This is a genomic window from Micromonospora sp. C41 (assembly GCF_018070485.1).
GTDB lineage: Bacteria > Actinomycetota > Actinomycetes > Mycobacteriales > Micromonosporaceae > Micromonospora > Micromonospora chalcea.
In genome coordinates, this window is record NZ_JAGPXP010000005.1 from 90,104 (window position 1) to 105,408 (window position 15,305).

A 15,305-nucleotide genomic window follows, 5' to 3' on the forward strand; every position below is an offset into this window, starting at 1 on the left:
CAGGCGGGATCAGGGCGCTCAGAAGATCTCGGCGACCGGCAGGACGAGCGGGAACGGCTGGTCGGCGCGGTACACGTCGGCGGTGGAGAGCACCGCCGACTCGCGGTAGCGGCCGTCGACGTTCTCCAGCACGGTCAGGGTCTCCTTGCGCGGCTCGACGAGCCAGTAACGCGCGATGCCGGCCACGCCGTACTCGTGGCGCTTGAGGACCAGGTCACGACCGGCGTTGCCCGGCGAGACGACCTCGACCACGAGCAGCACGTCGGCCGGGGCGAGGGCCGGGCCACCCCGCTCCAGTGCCTCCTCGCGGGCGACGAAGACGTCCGGCACGAAGTAGGAGGAGCGCTTCGCGCTGACGCCGACGTCCTGCCCGACGAGCAGACCGGCCGGAGCCTGCCGGTCGAGGAGCCGGCGGAGACGGTTGGCGATCGCGCCGTGCCGGACGTCGGCGTGTGGGGACACGAGCAGGCTCCCGTCGAAGATCTCGTAGTCCTGGCCGTCCTCGGGGAGGTCCTGGAGGTCGTCCACCGTCCAGACGTCGCCGGTGCCGGGTCGTGCCGGGCTGGTCACTGTCACACCTCCTCTCTACCGGCTCACCCTGACACCCCGCCCGGTCGTCCACAACGACTCCGCGCCGTCCACCGGGTTATCCACAGGGGTGAAGCGTTATCCACAGGTTGTGCACAGGGCGCAACGGCGCGGTCTTGACAATTCGGCTCAGCGGGCGAGACTGCCGGGGGTGACCGGAGCCGAGGAACAGCATCCACCGGGGCGGCCCGTCGAGACCGCCCCGGTGCCCGGCCCGCGCGCGTCGCCGGCGCCCGCCCCCCGGCAGCCGGAGAGCCCGCAGCCGGCCGCCACCCCGCAGCGGACCCGGATCGTGCTGGCCGAGGTCTCCCGGGCCGGCAGCCCGGCCGACCGCACCCGCTCCGAACTGGCCCAGCAGACCCCTGTGGGCGAGACGCTGGTGCAGGGACTGATGCGGGCCCAGCTCTCGCTCGCGTTGCGGCTCAGCCTGCTGGTGATGATCGGGCTCGGCGGCCTGCCGTGGCTGTTCGCCATCGCGCCCTCGGTCGGCCGGGTCACGGTGCTCGGGGTCAACCTGCCGTGGCTGCTGCTCGGCGTCGTGTCCTTCCCGTTCCTGATCGTGGTCGGGTGGGCGTACGTGCGGCTGGCCGAACGCAACGAGCAGGACTTCGTCGACCTGATCCGACGGCCGGAACGCTGATGTCCAACGGGTACGTGGTCCCGGCGATCGTCGCCGTCACGCTGGTCACCGTCGGCATCGGTTTCTACGGGCTGCGGCTGGCCCGCACCACGTCGGACTTCCTGGTCGCCTCCCGGGCGGTCAGCCCGACCTGGAACGCCGCCGCGATCGGCGGGGAGTACCTGTCGGCCGCGAGCTTCCTCGGCGTCGCCGGGCTGATCCTCAAGTACGGCGTGGACGTGCTCTGGTACCCGGTCGGCTTCGCCGCCGGATACCTCGCGCTGCTGCTGTTCGTGGCCGCGCCGCTGCGCCGCTCCGGCGCGTTCACGCTGCCCGACTTCTGCGAGGTACGGCTCGGCTCCCGGCGGCTGCGGACGCTCGCCACCGTCTTCGTGATCTTCATCGGCTGGCTCTACCTGGTGCCGCAGTTGCAGGGCGCCGGGCTGACCCTGGCCACGCTCACCGGCTCGCCGTACCCGCTCGGCGCGCTGCTGGTCGCCGTGGTGGTGACCGCGAACGTGGCGCTGGGCGGCATGCGGGCGATCACCTTCGTGCAGGCGTTCCAGTACTGGCTGAAGCTCACCGCGCTCGCCGTACCCGCGATCTTCCTGGCGTTGCAGTGGCAGGCCGACGCCCGCCCGGCGGTGACCCCGCCCGACGGGCCGACGTTCCGGACCGCGACCACAGTCGTGGTCGAGCACCGCGCGACGCTCACGCTGCCCGACGGCGACATCCGGGAGGTACGCCCCGGAGACCGCCTCGAATTCGCCGCCGGTGACCCGGTGCCGGAGGTGTCCGGCGCGGCGACCGGCCCCGCCGAGTGGCTGCTGCCGGACACGGCGGGGGAGAACGACAGAGGGCTGTTCGCCACGTACTCGCTGATCCTGGCCACGTTCCTCGGCACCATGGGCCTGCCGCACGTGCTGGTCCGCTTCTACACCAACCCCGACGGCGCCGCCGCCCGCCGCACCACGCTCGTGGTGCTGGCGCTCGTCGGCGTCTTCTACCTGCTGCCCACCGTCTACGGCGTGCTGGGCCGCATCTACACGCCGCAACTACTTGTCAGCGGCCAGACCGACGCGGTGGTGGTGCTGCTGCCCGGGGCGGCGCTCGGCGACGGCACCACCGGCCGGCTGCTCGCCGCGCTGGTCGCGGCCGGCGCGTTCGCGGCGTTCCTGTCCACCTCGTCCGGCCTGCTCACCAGCGTCGCCGGGGTGATCTCCACGGATGTGCTGGGCCGCGGCTCGGTACGCGGCTTCCGGCTCGCCACGGTGATCGCCGGCGGGGTGCCGGCGTTGCTCTCGCTGAACGTCTCCGGGCTGGACGTCTCGCAGGTGGTGGGGCTGGCGTTCGCGGTGGCCGCGTCGAGTTTCTGTCCGCTGCTGGTGCTCGGCATCTGGTGGCGCGGCCTGACCGACCTGGGCGCCGCCGCCGGGGTGCTGGTCGGCGGCGGCGCGGCGGTCGGCGCGGTCCTGCTCACCGTGCTCGGCCCGCCGCTGACCGGATGGCCGGCGACGCTCACCACGCAGCCGGCCGCGTGGACGGTGCCGCTGGCGTTCGCGGTGATGGTGCTCGTCTCCATGGCCAGCCGGCGGCGTCTCCCGCGTGACGTCGGCGCCACCATGCTCCGCCTGCACACCCCGGAGTCGCTGCGCCTGTGAGGCGGGGCCGCGCTCGCTCGGCCCCGCCTCACCTCCGCGCACCCGTCAGCAGGTGTCCGTGCCGGCACACAGCCGGTTCGCCACCGACCGGGCGGTACGGCGGGCCTCGGTGGGCGTGGTCTGGGAGTCGAGGCGGAGCTGCGCCACCAGATCGCCCTGCCGGACGACGAGCCAGCGACCGGGCCGCCCTCCGACGTCGCTGCCCACCAGCACGCCGTCGTCACCGCCGAGCGACTCCGCCATGATCGACAGCGAGTCGCCTGGCTGCTCCATCTCGCAGCCCGTGACCAGCTTGCGGAGATTCTTCATCACCGTGGTGGCGGACGTGCCCGAGTGCCGGGTCACCCGCTGGACGATCCAGTCGGTGGGCGAGTTGAACGCCACCGACCGGGCGGCCACCTCCCCGTCGGACAGCGTCGGCGACTCGTTCACGCAGAAGGAGGACATGAACTCCAGGGACCAGTCACCGTCCACCTTTCCCGTCTGCATCGTGAAGCCCGTCGGCAGGTCGGCGAGCTGGAGCGTCGCCGCCGCCGGAATCGTCCGGCTCGGCGTACGGCTGGTCGGCCCGCCGCCGATGCTGGCGGCCGGCTCTCCCGCGGTGCGACTCGGCGTCGGCGCCCCGCTCGCCGACGGCTCGGCCGACGGCGTGGTGCTCGGCGTGGGCGCCGGCGTCGGCGTGATCGGTTCGACTGTCGCCGGGGGCACCGGCGGCGGTGCGGCGTCCGGACGGGCCAGCACCACACCGGTCGCCACGACCGCGACGGCGACCGCGGCGGCCAGGCCGGCGGCGAGCTGGGTACGCCGGGCCCGTTGCCGCCCTCGGCGGCGCACCTGCTCGGTGGGCGCCCAGATCAGGTCCTCGGTGTCCTGGTAGAGGTCGGAGAAGATCGGGTCAGGCATTGCGGACCTCCTCCGGGAAGTTCACGTCGAGCAGGGCGGCGAGAGCCTTGCGGCCCCGGGCCAGGCGGGCCTTGACGGTGCCGCTCGGCACGCCGATCTGCGCCGCGATCTCCGCGACCGACAGGTCGGCCAGGTGGTAGAGGACGATCGCCTGCCGCTGGTCCGCCGACAACTGCCGCAACGCGCTGACCAGCGCGACAGTGTTCTCGGAGGGTGGCCGGACCGGAGGTGGTGGTCCGTGCCGCCGGTAGGCGACCACGCTGTTGCGGACCTTGCGCCACCGGTTGACCAGCAGGCGGTGCCCGACGGTGCGCACCCACGCCTCCGGGTCGTCGTACGTGCCGACCTGGGACCAACGCTGCCAGGCCCGCGCGTACGCCTCCTGGGCGGCGTCCTGCGCCTCGCTCCGGTCGCCGCCGAGCGCGTACAGCACTGTCACCACGCGTTGTCTGCTGTTCCGGTAGAACTCCTCGAACCCACTGTCCGGATCCATCTCTCTCCCCGCTGCCGTTCGTACGCCTGACACCCCCCGCCGTGGTGGGCGGTTGCACGCCGTCGGCGATCCGACTCGTACCTCTCAGGGATGAGGCGAGATCATCCTGCCGTCCGAGCAGCCGTTGGGCGGGGACCGATACGGTCGGACCATGACCGACCAGCACCCCGCGCTCTCCCTTCGTGGCCTGGCCAAGCGCTTCGACACCAAGATCGCGGTGGCGGGCGTCGACCTCGCCGTGCCGACCGGCTCGTTCTACGGCCTGCTCGGACCGAACGGAGCCGGCAAGACCACCACGCTCTCCATGGCCGTCGGCCTGCTGCGGCCCGACGCCGGTGAGGCGCGCGTGCTCGGGTACGACGTCTGGGCCGACCCGGTACGCGCCAAGAGCCTGCTCGGCGTGATGCCGGACGGCGTACGCCTCTTCGACCGGCTGAGCGGGGCGGAGCTGCTCGCGTACCACGGTCTGTTGCGCGGCATGGACCCGGCGGTGGTCGACCAGCGGGCGGCGGAGCTGCTCGACGTGCTGGCGCTCTCCGACGCCGGGCGCACGCTCGTCGTCGACTACTCGGCCGGCATGAAGAAGAAGATCGGCCTGGCCTGCGCGTTGCTGCACGGCCCGCGCCTGCTGGTGCTGGACGAGCCGTTCGAGGCGGTCGACCCGGTCTCGGCCGCGCTGATCCGGGACATCCTGCACCGGTACGTCAGCGGCGGCGGCACGGTGATCTTCTCCAGTCACGTGATGGAGGTGGTCGAGCGGCTCTGCTCGCACGTGGCGATCCTGGCCGAGGGCCGGATCAAGCGGGTCGGCACGCTCACCGAGGTGCGCGGCGACCGGTCGCTGGAGGACGTCTTCGTGGAGGTCGTGGGCGGCCGGACCGCCACCGGGGAGGAGCTGTCGTGGCTGTCCCGGTGACCGCCCCCGAGCGGCCGGCCCGGCGCGTGTCGTCCCGGCACTTCGTCCGGCTCAAGCTGCGGGTGCTCGGCAACAACTTCCGGGGCCAGAAGTGGCGGATCGCGCTGTTCGTGCTGGGCCTGCTGCTCGGGCTCTGGTTCGCCGCCGTCGGGTTCTTCCTGCTCGCCACGCCGGGCCTGGCCGACGAGCCCCGGTACGCCCTGATGGTGGCCGCCTTCGGCGGTGGTCTGCTCACGCTCGGCTGGCTGCTCCTGCCGCTCGTCTTCTTCGGCGTGGACGAGACGCTCGACCCGGCCCGGTTCGCGCTGCTGCCGTTGTCCCGCCGCACCCTGGTCACCGGCCTGCTCGCCGCCGCCCTGGTGAGCGTGCCCGCGCTGGCGACGGCGCTCACCGCGGCCGGTCTGGTGGTCACCGCCGGGCTGCTGGGCGGCTGGTCAGCCGCGGTGGTCGGCGCGCTCGGCGTGGTCGCCGGACTGCTGGTCTGCCTGGCCGGGGCCCGCGCGCTGACCAGCGCGTTCGCCACGATGCTGCGGTCCCGCCGGGTACGCGACCTGGCGGCGGTGCTGCTCGCCGTCCTGGCCGCCCTGCTCGGGCCGTTGCAGTTGCTGGTGCTCGCCGCGGTGCAGCAGACCGACTGGGACCGGCTGGACGGGGTGGCCCGGGTGGTCGGCTGGACGCCGTTCGGCGCGCCGTGGACGGTCGGCGTCGACGTGGCCGAGGGCCGGCCCGGCGCGGCGGTCGCGAAGCTGCTGATCGCGGTCGCGACGCTCGGCGTACTCCTGTTCTGGTGGTCGCGGTCGCTGGAGTCGGCGATGGTGGGCGCGGCGAGCGCCGGCCCTTCGCGCGCGCCGCGCGGCGTGGCCGGCGGCGCGGTCACGCAGTTGTTCCCCCGCGCGGTGGGCTGGGCGCGGCGGGACCGGTTCGGGGCGCTCGTCGCCCGCGAGTGCCGCTACTGGTGGCGGGACGCGCGGCGGCGGGCCAACCTCATCACGGTCGCCGTGGTCGGTGTGTTCGTACCGGTGATGGTCAACCTCGGCGGCGTCTCGTTCTCCACCGAGGGCGGGGCGGAGTTCGGTGGCGGCGACTCCTCACCGGCGCTGGTCAGCCTTTCCATGATCTTCGTCGGGGTGCTCGCGTCGCTGACGCTGGCCAACCAGTTCGGCTTCGACGGCAGCTCGTACGCCGCGAACCTGGTCGCCGGGGTGCCCGGGCGGGTGGAGCTGCGGGCCCGGATGACCGCGTTCTCGATCTACGTGGTGCCGATGCTCGTCGTGATCGCGGTCGCGCTGGCGCTCTTCCTGGGGCGTCCCGCATGGCTCGGCGTGATGGGTGGCGCGTTGGCCGCCGCGTACGGCTGCGGGCTGGCGATCAACGGGTTCGTGTCGGTGCTCGGCGCCTACTCGCTGCCCGAGTCGAGCAACCCGTTCGCCATGAACAGCGGCGCGGGGTTCACCAAGGGCCTGCTCACGCTGGTTTCCATGGTCGCCTCCGCGGTGGTGGCGGTGCCGTTCGTGGTGGCCGCCGCGCTGCTCGGCGACGTGTGGCTGTGGCTGGCGCTGCCGATCGGACTGGCGTACGGGGTGGGCGCGGCGCTGCTCGGCGCGTACCTCGCGGGGGACACACTGGACCGTCGGCAGCCGGAGCTGCTGGCCACCGTCACGCCGAGGCGCTGATGCCGGTCGTCGAGGCGGTCACCACGGTCCCGATCCCGCCGGAGCTGGCGTTCGCGGTCTCCCAGACGGTCGCGCCGGTCCGCTACCGCTGGGATCCGTTCGTCCGTGAGCAGCACTTCGTCGACGGCGCGACGGCGCCCGGCCGGGGCGTGCGCACGTACACCCGCTCCCGGCACGGCCTGGTCATGGTCAGCGAGTACGTCTCCTGGTCACCGCCGACGAACGTCGGCATGAAGATGGTGCGCGGGCCGTGGTTCTTCGAGCGGTTCGGCGGCGGCTGGCGCTTCGCGCCCGGCCCCGAGGCCGGCACCACGATCGCGACCTGGCGGTACAACTTCCGCTGCCGCCCGGCGTTCCTGCGCCCGGTGGCCGAGCGGATCGGGGTGTGGCTGCTCGGGCGCGACATCCGCCGCCGGATCGCCGGGTACGCGGCCGGATGCGCGGACCCGGAGGTGCTGGCCGCCGCCCGCCGCCTGCTCGCCGACGGCTGATCCCGGTTACGCGGTGCGGCGCATCGCCGCGTAGACGTGGTGGCCGTCGCCGACGCTCGTCATGGTGACCAGCTCCCAGCCGTAGTTGGACAGGTGCTCGACCGCTTCCATCAGCGGCTGGAACGCCCGGCGGCCCCAGGTGTTGTTCGCCCGGACCAGCAGGTGCCGGTGTGGATAGGCACGCAGGTCGACCTGACCGCCGAGGACGGCGTCGGCGGCGACGACCCGTTCCTGGGCGAGTTGCTGCGGGGGGATGAGACTCATGCCCGGCAGGGTATGGCGTTGCGTCGAACCCCGCCCGGCAGCGGGCGGCACAATGTTTCACGTGAATCCAGAGCCGGGCGCGCAGATCCATTCCACCGACCCGTTCGCGGCGCCGGCCGGGCAACGCACGCCGGCACGCCGGCTGCGCGGCCGGCTGGCGGCCCCGGTGACGCTCTGGACCGCACCCGGCCCGGCCGGGCTGACCGTCTCGTCCACGCTGGTCGCCGAGGGCGAGCCGGACCGGCTACTCGGCCTGGTCGACGCGGAGTCGGACCTGTGGGCGGCCATCGAGGAGGCGGGGCGGTTCGCGGTGGTCCCGCTGGGCCCGCAGCACCGGCAGCTCGCCGACCGCTTCGCCGGCCTGTTCCCGTCGCCCGGCGGCCTGTTCGCGCTGGACGCCTGGAACGAGACGCCGTACGGGCCGGTGCCGGCGGACGCCGGCGGGTGGGCGGGGTGCCGGCTCGACACCGCCCGGGAGTACGGCTGGGGCCTGCTGGTCGAGGCCACCATCGAATCGGTGGACCTGCCCCGGGACACCCCCCCGTTGCTGCACTACCGCGGCCGCTACCGCGAGCTGACCGACTGACCCACCCGGCGGTCGGGGTGACCGGTTAGCGGAGTGACGTGGGTCACTCGGCGCAGCCGGGGCGCCGTTCGGCGCAGCCGTTCGCCGCCGGGCGGCGGAGCCTTCCCGGGCGGGGAGCGCGCTCTCTACCGTGCGCGAAACTCCCCCCACGCCTGCGAAGGTGGTGATCCACAGATGTCCACGGACACACCCGCGTCCGCGCCCGCCGAGTCGGCGGCGGAACGGTACCTCGCCGTCCAGCGGTCCGACGAGTTCGCCGGGTTGCGGCGCGCGCTGCGCGGCTTCATCTTCCCGATGACCGTCGCGTTCTTCCTGTGGTACGCGCTCTACGTCATCCTCTCCGCGTACGCGCGGGGATTCATGGGCACGAAGCTGATCGGCAACATCAACGTCGCCCTGGTCTTCGGCCTGCTCCAGTTCGTCTCCACGTTCGTCATCGCCTGGCTCTACTCCCGGTTCGCCAACCGCCGGATCGACCCGGTCGCCGACCGGATCCGCGACGAGATCGGGGAGGTGACCCATGAACACGGTCCTCGCGGCTGAGGCGGGCAGCACCACCGCCCGGAACCTCACCATCACGCTGTTCCTGGTCTTCGTGGCAATCACGCTGGCGATCACCGTATGGGCCAGCCGGCAGACCAAGACCGCCACCGACTTCTACGCCGGCGGCCGGTCGTTCTCCGGTTTCCAGAACGGCATGGCGATCGGCGGCGACTACATGTCGGCGGCGTCCTTCCTGGGCATCGCCGGCATCATCGCGCTCTACGGCTACGACGGCTTCCTCTACTCGATCGGCTTCCTGGTCGCCTGGCTGGTGGCGTTGCTGCTGGTGGCGGAACTGCTGCGCAACTCCGGCCGGTACACGATGGCGGACGTGCTGGCGTTCCGGATGCGGCAGCGGCCGGTCCGGACCGCGGCGGCGGTCTCCACCATCACCGTGTCGATCTTCTACCTGCTGGCCCAGATGGTCGGCGCCGGCGCGCTCGTCGCGCTGCTGCTCGGCATCAAGCCGGGCACCACCTTCCTCGGCATGGACGCCGACACCGCCAAGGTCGCCACGATCATCATGGTCGGCGCCCTGATGATCATCTACGTGACGGTCGGCGGCATGAAGGGCACGACGTACGTGCAGATCGTCAAGGCGTTCCTGCTCATGGGCGGCGCGCTGGTGATGACGCTGCTGGTGCTCGCCAAGTACAAGTTCAACCTGTCCTCGCTGCTCGGCGACGCGGCCAGCGCCTCGGGCAAGGGAGCGGCGTTCCTCGAACCCGGGCTGCGCTACGGCGTGGAGACACCCGGCGACGCGCTGAAGACGTTCTACAGCAAGATGGACCTGCTCTCGCTGGGCATCGCGCTGGTCCTCGGCACGGCCGGCCTGCCGCACATCCTGATCCGCTTCTACACCGTGCCGACCGCGCGGGCGGCCCGCAAGAGCGTGCTCTGGGCGATCGGCATCATCGGTGCGTTCTACCTGCTCACCCTGGCCCTCGGCTTCGGCGCGGCGGCGATCGTCGGCGGGCAGGCGATCACCGAGCAGGACAAGGCCGGCAACACGGCCGCGCCACAGCTGGCCGAGGCGCTCGGCGTGGACTTCCTCGGCGGGAACCTGGGCGGGGCGACACTGCTGGCGATCATCGCGGCGGTCGCGTTCGCCACGATCCTCGCCGTGGTCGCCGGGTTGACGTTGGCGTCGTCGTCCAGCCTGGCGCACGACTTCTACGCCAACGTGGTGAAGAAGGGTGAGGCGTCGGAGCGGCAGGAGGTGAACGTCGCCCGGATCTCCGCGCTGGTGATCGGCGCGGTCTCGATCGTCCTGTCCATCTTCGCGCAGAACCTGAACGTGGCGTTCCTGGTCGCGCTGGCGTTCGCGGTGGCCGCCTCGGGCAACCTGCCGGCGATCCTCTACAGCCTGTTCTGGAAGCGGTTCAACACCTCGGGCGCGGTCTGGGCGATCTACGGCGGCCTGCTCTCCGCCGTGCTGCTCGTCTTCTTCTCGCCGGTCGTCTCCGGCGCGCCGACGGCGATGTTCCCCGACCACGACTGGCACTGGTTCCCGCTGTCGAACCCGGGCATCATCTCGATCCCGTTCGGCTTCCTGTGCGGCTGGCTCGGCACGATCCTGTCCAAGGAGAGCGACGAGGAGAAGTACGCGGAGCTGGAGGTGCGCTCGCTCACCGGAGCCGGCGCGCACTGATCGGCACGTCGAGCGGGGCCCCTGCCGTACGCGGGGGCCCCGCCTCGCGTGTATAGGCTGACCGCCATGAAGGTCGCTCCCCGCTTCGGTAGCGGACACCGCATCCTGGTCACCGGCGGCGCCGGTTTCGTCCCGTCCCACCTGGTCGACCGGCTCGTCGAGCGCGGCTGCACGGTAGTGGTGCTGGACAACTTCGTCACCGGCTCCAAGGAGAACGTGGCCCACCTGCTGGACAAGCCGACCTTCACGCTGGTCGAGGCGGACATCTCCGACGGCCTGCCGCACCACCCGGCGATGGCGGAACGGTTCGACGCGATCCTGCACATGGCGTCCCCGGCCAGTCCCACCGACTTCGAGAAGCTGCCGGTGGAGATCCTCCGGGTGGGCTCGGTGGCCACGCTGGCGCTGCTGGAGCGGGCCACCGACGACGGCGCGCGGTTCCTGATGGCCTCCACCTCCGAGGCGTACGGCGACCCGAAGGAGCACCCGCAGCGGGAGACGTACTGGGGCAACGTCAACCCGATCGGCATCCGGAGCGTCTACGACGAGGCGAAGCGCTTCTCCGAGGCGGCCACCATGGCCTACCACCGCAGCCGGGGCACCGACACCGCGATCGTGCGGATCTTCAACACGTACGGCCCGCGGATGCGCCCGGACGACGGCCGGGCCATCCCGACGTTCATCTCCCAGGCGCTGCGCGGCGAGCCGATCACCGTGCACGGCACCGGCAACCAGACCCGCTCGATCTGTTACGTCGACGATCTGGTGCGCGGAATCCTGCTGCTGCTCGACTCGACGCAGACCGGTCCGATCAACTGCGGCACCGAGCACGAGATGTCGATGCGGCAACTGGCCGAGACGATCGTGTCACTCACCGGAAGCACGTCCGAGGTGAGCTACATCACTCGCGCTTCGGACGACCCGGAGATGCGCCGCCCGGACCTGACCCTCGCCCGCGAACTGCTCGGATATGAGCCGAGCGTCACGCCCGAAGACGGACTCCGGCGCACGATCGAGTACTTCCGCGGGCGGCTCGGGTACTGAACCCGCCCGGGACGCGGCTGACATCGGCGCGCGTACGAGGGCGTCGGTGGCCCGGCCGACCTACCCTCGGTTACATGTCAGCGACCTCGTCTGCCGGCTCTCCGTTCCCGCACCCCCTGAACCGGGACGCGGGCCGCGCTTCGGTTCCCGGCTCCGGCCGGGGCGCCACCGGGCGCGCCCGCACCTCGGATGCCCGCTGGTATCCCCCGCACGACGAGGCGCCCCGCTCGGGGCGTACCGGCGGTCCGGTGGGGCCGACCGGACCCGGCGGCCCGGGCGACGGCGGTCCGGGCGGTCCGGGCCGGCGCGGCCCTCGACCGCGCTGGGGACGCATCGGCCTGGTGGCCGGCGTCGCGGTGCTGGTGCTGGCGCTGCTCGGCGGCCTCGGCGCCTGGTTCTACGCCCGTAATCTCGACGACGACCTGGCCCGCACGGACCCGTTCGCCGGGATCACCGGCGGACGCCCGGCCAAGCAGGTCGACGGCGCGTTCAACATCCTGCTCGTGGGCAGCGACTCGCGGGATCCGGACGCCCCGGTCGACGGCTCCGGCAAGTGGCGCGCGGACACCGTGATCGTCATGCACATCCCGGCCGACCACAAGCGCGCCTACCTGGTCTCGGTGCCGCGTGACCTGTACGTGCCGATTCCGGAGAGCGCGGGCGCGTCCTGCGACTCCGGCTCCCGCAACAAGATCAACGCGGCGTTCGCGTTCGGCGGCCTGCCGCTCGCGGTGAAGACCGTGGAGTGCTTCACCGACGTACGGATCGACCACGTGATGGCCATCGACTTCGGCGGCTTCAAGGAGGTCACCGACGCCCTGGGCGGGGTCGACCTGAAGGTGGAGCGGACCATCACGTCGATCCACAAGCCGTACCGGACGTTCACCAAGGGCGTGAACCACATGAACGGCGCCGAGGCGCTGGACTGGGTCCGGCAGCGCAAGCAGTTCCCGGACGGCGACTTCGCCCGGATGCGGCACCAGCAGGAGTTCCTGAAGGCGCTGATGGACAAGGCGGCGAGCACCGGGACGCTCACGAACCCGAAGAAGCTGAACGACTTCCTCAAGGCGGTGACCGCCGCCGTCACGGTCGACCAGGGATTCTCGTTGACCGACATGGCAGTGCAGTTCCGCAGCCTGCGGGGCGAGAACCTGACGTTCGTCACCAGCCCGCACCTGGGCGGCCAGACCATCGACGGCCAGTCGGTGGTGGTCTCCGACCGGGAGAAGGCGCTGGCGATGTACAAGGCCATCGCCGCGGACCGGATGGCCGAGTGGATGCAGGCCAACCAGAAGGGTTCGGGCGACGACACGGGCGGCTGACGCCGGCACGACATGACCGGGAACGAGCGCTAGGACCTCACCACCACGGAGGCCAACCGCCGACCGGCTCCTTACCCCTGCCCGTTCGGCCACAACCCGAGGATGTAGGCCGGTATTGACGGGAATTGCGAGCCTACGAGGTCGCGAATACGGGAACAGATACGTAAAGTGGTCCCGCCCCCGATCACCGAGCTGGAGCACGCATGTCGGTCCAGACCAGCCGTCGCCCGCAGTCACCGGCACCCGGATCATCCGGGCGGGTCCCTCCGGTCATCCCCACACAACCCGGTTCCGGCGGTCGCGGTCCCGGTGGTGGCAAGAAGAAGCGCACCAAGCGCAAGGACCCGCTCTGGGCGAAGCTCACGCTGGTGCTCGGCGCCGTGCTGATGGTGACCAGTGGCGTCGCCATCGTCGGCAGCAAGGCGGTCATCGGCCAGGCCACCGACAACATCGCCCAGCGCAACCTGCTCGGCGGCGCGGGCAAGAGCGAGGCCGAAGGCGGCAACAGCCTCGAGGGCCCGATCGACATGCTGCTGCTCGGGGTGGACGCCCGCGAGCGCTGGGCCGCCGACGACGTCCGGTCGGACACGATCATCATCCTGCACATCCCGGCCAGCCACGACCAGGCGTACCTGATCTCGATCCCCCGGGACACCGAGGCGCGTATCCCCGCGTTCGAGAAGAGCGGCTACAAGGGCGGCACCGACAAGATCAATGCGGCCTTCTTCCACGGCGCCCAGAACGGCGGCGGCTGGGAGGGCGGCGCCCAGCTGATGGCCAAGACGATCAAGTCGATGACCGGGATCGGCTTCGACGGCGCCGCGATCATCAACTTCGGCGGCTTCAAGAGCGTGATCGACGCGCTCGGCTCGGTACGCATCTGCGTGAGCCACGAGGTCAAGTCGCACCACATGTCGTACGTCGACGGCAAGCCGATGTGGAACGCGGACGCGAAGAAGACCGGCAAGCCGTACAAGGCGGTGGTGCACAAGAAGGGCTGCCGGGAGATGCAGGGCTGGGAGGCGCTCGACTACTCCCGCCAGCGCTACGGCCTGCCCAACAGCGACTACGACCGGCAGCAGAACCAGCAGCAGCTGATCAAGGCGATGGCCAAGAAGGCCACCGAGGGTGGCATGCTGACCAACCCGATCAAGCTGAACTCGCTGATGAAGGCCGCCGGCAAGGCGTTCGTCCTGGACACCGGCGGCGTGCCGATCGCGGACTTCATCTTCACGCTCAAGAACCTCAACGGGAACGACCTGGTCACCCTGCGGACCAACGGCGGCACGTTCGCCGGCAACAGCAACGGCCGGGAGACGTTCAACGAGACGACCATGGACATGTTCCAGGCGGTCAAGAACGACAAGCTGGCCGACTTCGTGGTGAGCAACCCGGACGTCCTCTCCACCCGTAAATGACCTGCTGACCTGCGCGAAAGCGCCATCGGTCGGCCGATCCCCCCGTAGCCTGACGTGAGCGGGTCTCATGTCGCGGCTACGGGGGGATCGTCACGTCCAGGCCAGCACGGAACCGACGCGGGCGGGGCGCACCCGCCCGCTGGGCCCGGTTCCTGCTCGGCACCGGACTCGTCCTGGTCCTGCTCGCCGCGCTCGGCGTGGCCGGGCTGAACTGGCTCACCCACCGCTACGACCGCACCGTCGCCAAGGAGCAACTGCTCGACCCGGCCGCCCGGAACAAGCGGACAGACCTGGACGGCGCGCTCAACTACCTTCTCATCGGCTCCGACCACCGGCCCGGCGCGAACCCCGAGGACCAGCGCTCCGACAGCATCCTGATCGTGCACGTGCCGGCCGGCATGCGGCAGGCGTACCTGATCTCCGTGCCGCGCGACCTTCTGGTGGCGCTCCCGGCGGCGCCCGGCTTCCCCGGCGGCCAGGACAAGGTCAACGCCGCGTACGAGCACGGCGGCGGGGGCGAGGGCGGCGCACGGCTGCTCAGCACCACGCTGACCCGGCTCACCGGCATCCGCTTCGACGGCGCCGCGCTCGTCGACTTCTCCGGTTTCAAACAGGTGATCGACGAACTCGGCGGCATCCGGATGTGCGTGGACACGCCGGTGCGCTCGATCCACACGAAGCACCAGTTCGACGCCGGCTGCCAGCAGATGGACGGCGCCCGGACGCTCGACTACGTCCGCCAGCGCTACGACCTGCCCGGCGGCGACTACGACAGGCAGCGCCACCAGCAGCAGATGCTCCGGGCGGTGCTCGACCGGGCGGGCGAGACCCACCTGCGCACCGATCCGGTGAAGCTCGACCGGGTGCTGCGCGCGGCCGGCGGAGCGCTGACCGTGGACACCAACGGCGTACCCCTGGACGAGCTGCTGTTCGCGTTGCGCGGGCTACCGGCGGACGCCCTGCGCGGCGTCCAGGTGCCCTCGTACCCGCAGACCATCGACGGCGTCTCGTACGTGGTGCTGGACAACGGCGGCGGCGGTCTGTTCACCGCGCTGCGCGACACCCGGATGCCGCAGTGGGCCGGCGCGAATCCGCGCTGGGTCAACCGGCTGTGAGCGGTCCGGGCGGCTAGG

At 71.6% G+C, this 15,305-nt stretch carries 16 protein-coding genes; 12 read left to right on the forward strand and 4 right to left on the reverse strand.

Translation table 11 applies throughout. The features are described 5' to 3' along the window. Positions 1–18: 18 nt before the first annotated feature. Complete coding sequence (locus tag KBX43_RS07670) at positions 19–570, reverse strand: Uma2 family endonuclease (RefSeq protein WP_166456772.1); 552 nt, start codon at positions 568–570, stop codon at positions 19–21. Positions 571–877: 307 nt separating this feature from the next. Between KBX43_RS07670 and KBX43_RS07675 the strand changes: the two genes are divergently transcribed. Both KBX43_RS07675 and KBX43_RS07680 read left to right on the forward strand, forming a co-directional pair. Further along, entirely contained in the window at positions 878–1,228 is a 351-nt protein-coding gene (locus KBX43_RS07675; RefSeq protein WP_051611565.1) for a hypothetical protein, read from the forward strand. Continuing rightward, positions 1,228–2,868 carry a cation acetate symporter gene (locus tag KBX43_RS07680; RefSeq protein ID WP_113974508.1) on the forward strand — a complete coding sequence of 547 codons (1,641 nt, stop codon included), beginning with the start codon at positions 1,228–1,230 and terminating at the stop codon, positions 2,866–2,868. Before KBX43_RS07675 ends, KBX43_RS07680 begins: the two co-directional genes overlap by 1 nt. Positions 2,869–2,913: 45 nt before the next feature. Here the strand turns inward: KBX43_RS07680 and KBX43_RS31390 are convergent, their stop codons facing one another. After that, complete coding sequence (locus KBX43_RS31390) at positions 2,914–3,771, reverse strand: hypothetical protein (RefSeq protein ID WP_247677233.1); 858 nt, start codon at positions 3,769–3,771, stop codon at positions 2,914–2,916. Then, positions 3,764–4,264, reverse strand: coding sequence for a SigE family RNA polymerase sigma factor (locus tag KBX43_RS07690; protein WP_043327745.1), 501 nt, complete (start codon positions 4,262–4,264; stop codon positions 3,764–3,766). The genes KBX43_RS31390 and KBX43_RS07690 overlap by 8 nt, the downstream gene beginning before the upstream one ends. 151 nt (positions 4,265–4,415) lie before the next feature. On the opposite strand from KBX43_RS07690, the gene KBX43_RS07695 reads away from it, so the two are divergent. From KBX43_RS07695 to KBX43_RS07705, 3 genes are read left to right on the forward strand one after another with little or no spacing between them, the layout of a single operon-like run. Further along, positions 4,416–5,180 (forward strand): ABC transporter ATP-binding protein, encoded by a 765-nt coding sequence (locus tag KBX43_RS07695; RefSeq protein WP_043327744.1) that lies wholly within the window; start codon positions 4,416–4,418, stop codon positions 5,178–5,180. After that, the gene (locus KBX43_RS07700) at positions 5,165–6,853 is read left to right on the forward strand and encodes an ABC transporter permease (protein ID WP_187692710.1); all 1,689 of its coding nucleotides are present in this window, start codon (positions 5,165–5,167) and stop codon (positions 6,851–6,853) included. The genes KBX43_RS07695 and KBX43_RS07700 overlap by 16 nt, the downstream gene beginning before the upstream one ends. After that, positions 6,853–7,344, forward strand: a complete 492-nt coding sequence (locus KBX43_RS07705) for an SRPBCC family protein (protein WP_043327742.1) — start codon at positions 6,853–6,855, stop codon at positions 7,342–7,344. Before KBX43_RS07700 ends, KBX43_RS07705 begins: the two co-directional genes overlap by 1 nt. Positions 7,345–7,350: 6 nt before the next feature. Here the strand turns inward: KBX43_RS07705 and KBX43_RS07710 are convergent, their stop codons facing one another. After that, on the reverse strand, positions 7,351–7,608 hold the full coding sequence (locus KBX43_RS07710) for a hypothetical protein (RefSeq protein ID WP_043327741.1): 258 nt from the start codon (positions 7,606–7,608) through the stop codon (positions 7,351–7,353). On the opposite strand from KBX43_RS07710, the gene KBX43_RS07715 reads away from it, so the two are divergent. The 7 genes from KBX43_RS07715 (at position 7,598) to KBX43_RS07745 (ending at position 15,287) form a co-directional block, all read left to right on the forward strand. Continuing rightward, entirely contained in the window at positions 7,598–8,194 is a 597-nt protein-coding gene (locus KBX43_RS07715; protein ID WP_307851482.1) for a flavin reductase family protein, read from the forward strand. The two genes, KBX43_RS07710 and KBX43_RS07715, sit on opposite strands and share 11 nt — an antisense overlap. A 174-nt stretch (positions 8,195–8,368) precedes the next feature. Continuing rightward, positions 8,369–8,737: a DUF485 domain-containing protein gene (locus tag KBX43_RS07720; protein ID WP_030499418.1), complete on the forward strand. Its 369-nt coding sequence runs from the start codon at positions 8,369–8,371 to the stop codon at positions 8,735–8,737. Continuing rightward, positions 8,715–10,388, forward strand: a complete 1,674-nt coding sequence (locus KBX43_RS07725; RefSeq protein ID WP_043327738.1) for a cation acetate symporter — start codon at positions 8,715–8,717, stop codon at positions 10,386–10,388. Before KBX43_RS07720 ends, KBX43_RS07725 begins: the two co-directional genes overlap by 23 nt. A 66-nt stretch (positions 10,389–10,454) precedes the next feature. Further along, positions 10,455–11,432: an NAD-dependent epimerase/dehydratase family protein gene (locus tag KBX43_RS07730; RefSeq protein ID WP_104115643.1), complete on the forward strand. Its 978-nt coding sequence runs from the start codon at positions 10,455–10,457 to the stop codon at positions 11,430–11,432. A 74-nt stretch (positions 11,433–11,506) separates the two neighbouring features. Further along, positions 11,507–12,754: an LCP family protein gene (locus KBX43_RS07735; RefSeq protein ID WP_210883910.1), complete on the forward strand. Its 1,248-nt coding sequence runs from the start codon at positions 11,507–11,509 to the stop codon at positions 12,752–12,754. Positions 12,755–12,957: 203 nt separating this feature from the next. Further along, positions 12,958–14,172, forward strand: a complete 1,215-nt coding sequence (locus tag KBX43_RS07740) for an LCP family protein (RefSeq protein ID WP_043327735.1) — start codon at positions 12,958–12,960, stop codon at positions 14,170–14,172. A gap of 197 nt (positions 14,173–14,369) precedes the next feature. Further along, a complete protein-coding gene (locus KBX43_RS07745) occupies positions 14,370–15,287 on the forward strand; it encodes an LCP family protein (RefSeq protein ID WP_233607736.1) in 918 nt (305 codons plus the stop codon). Positions 15,288–15,305 lie beyond the last annotated feature (18 nt).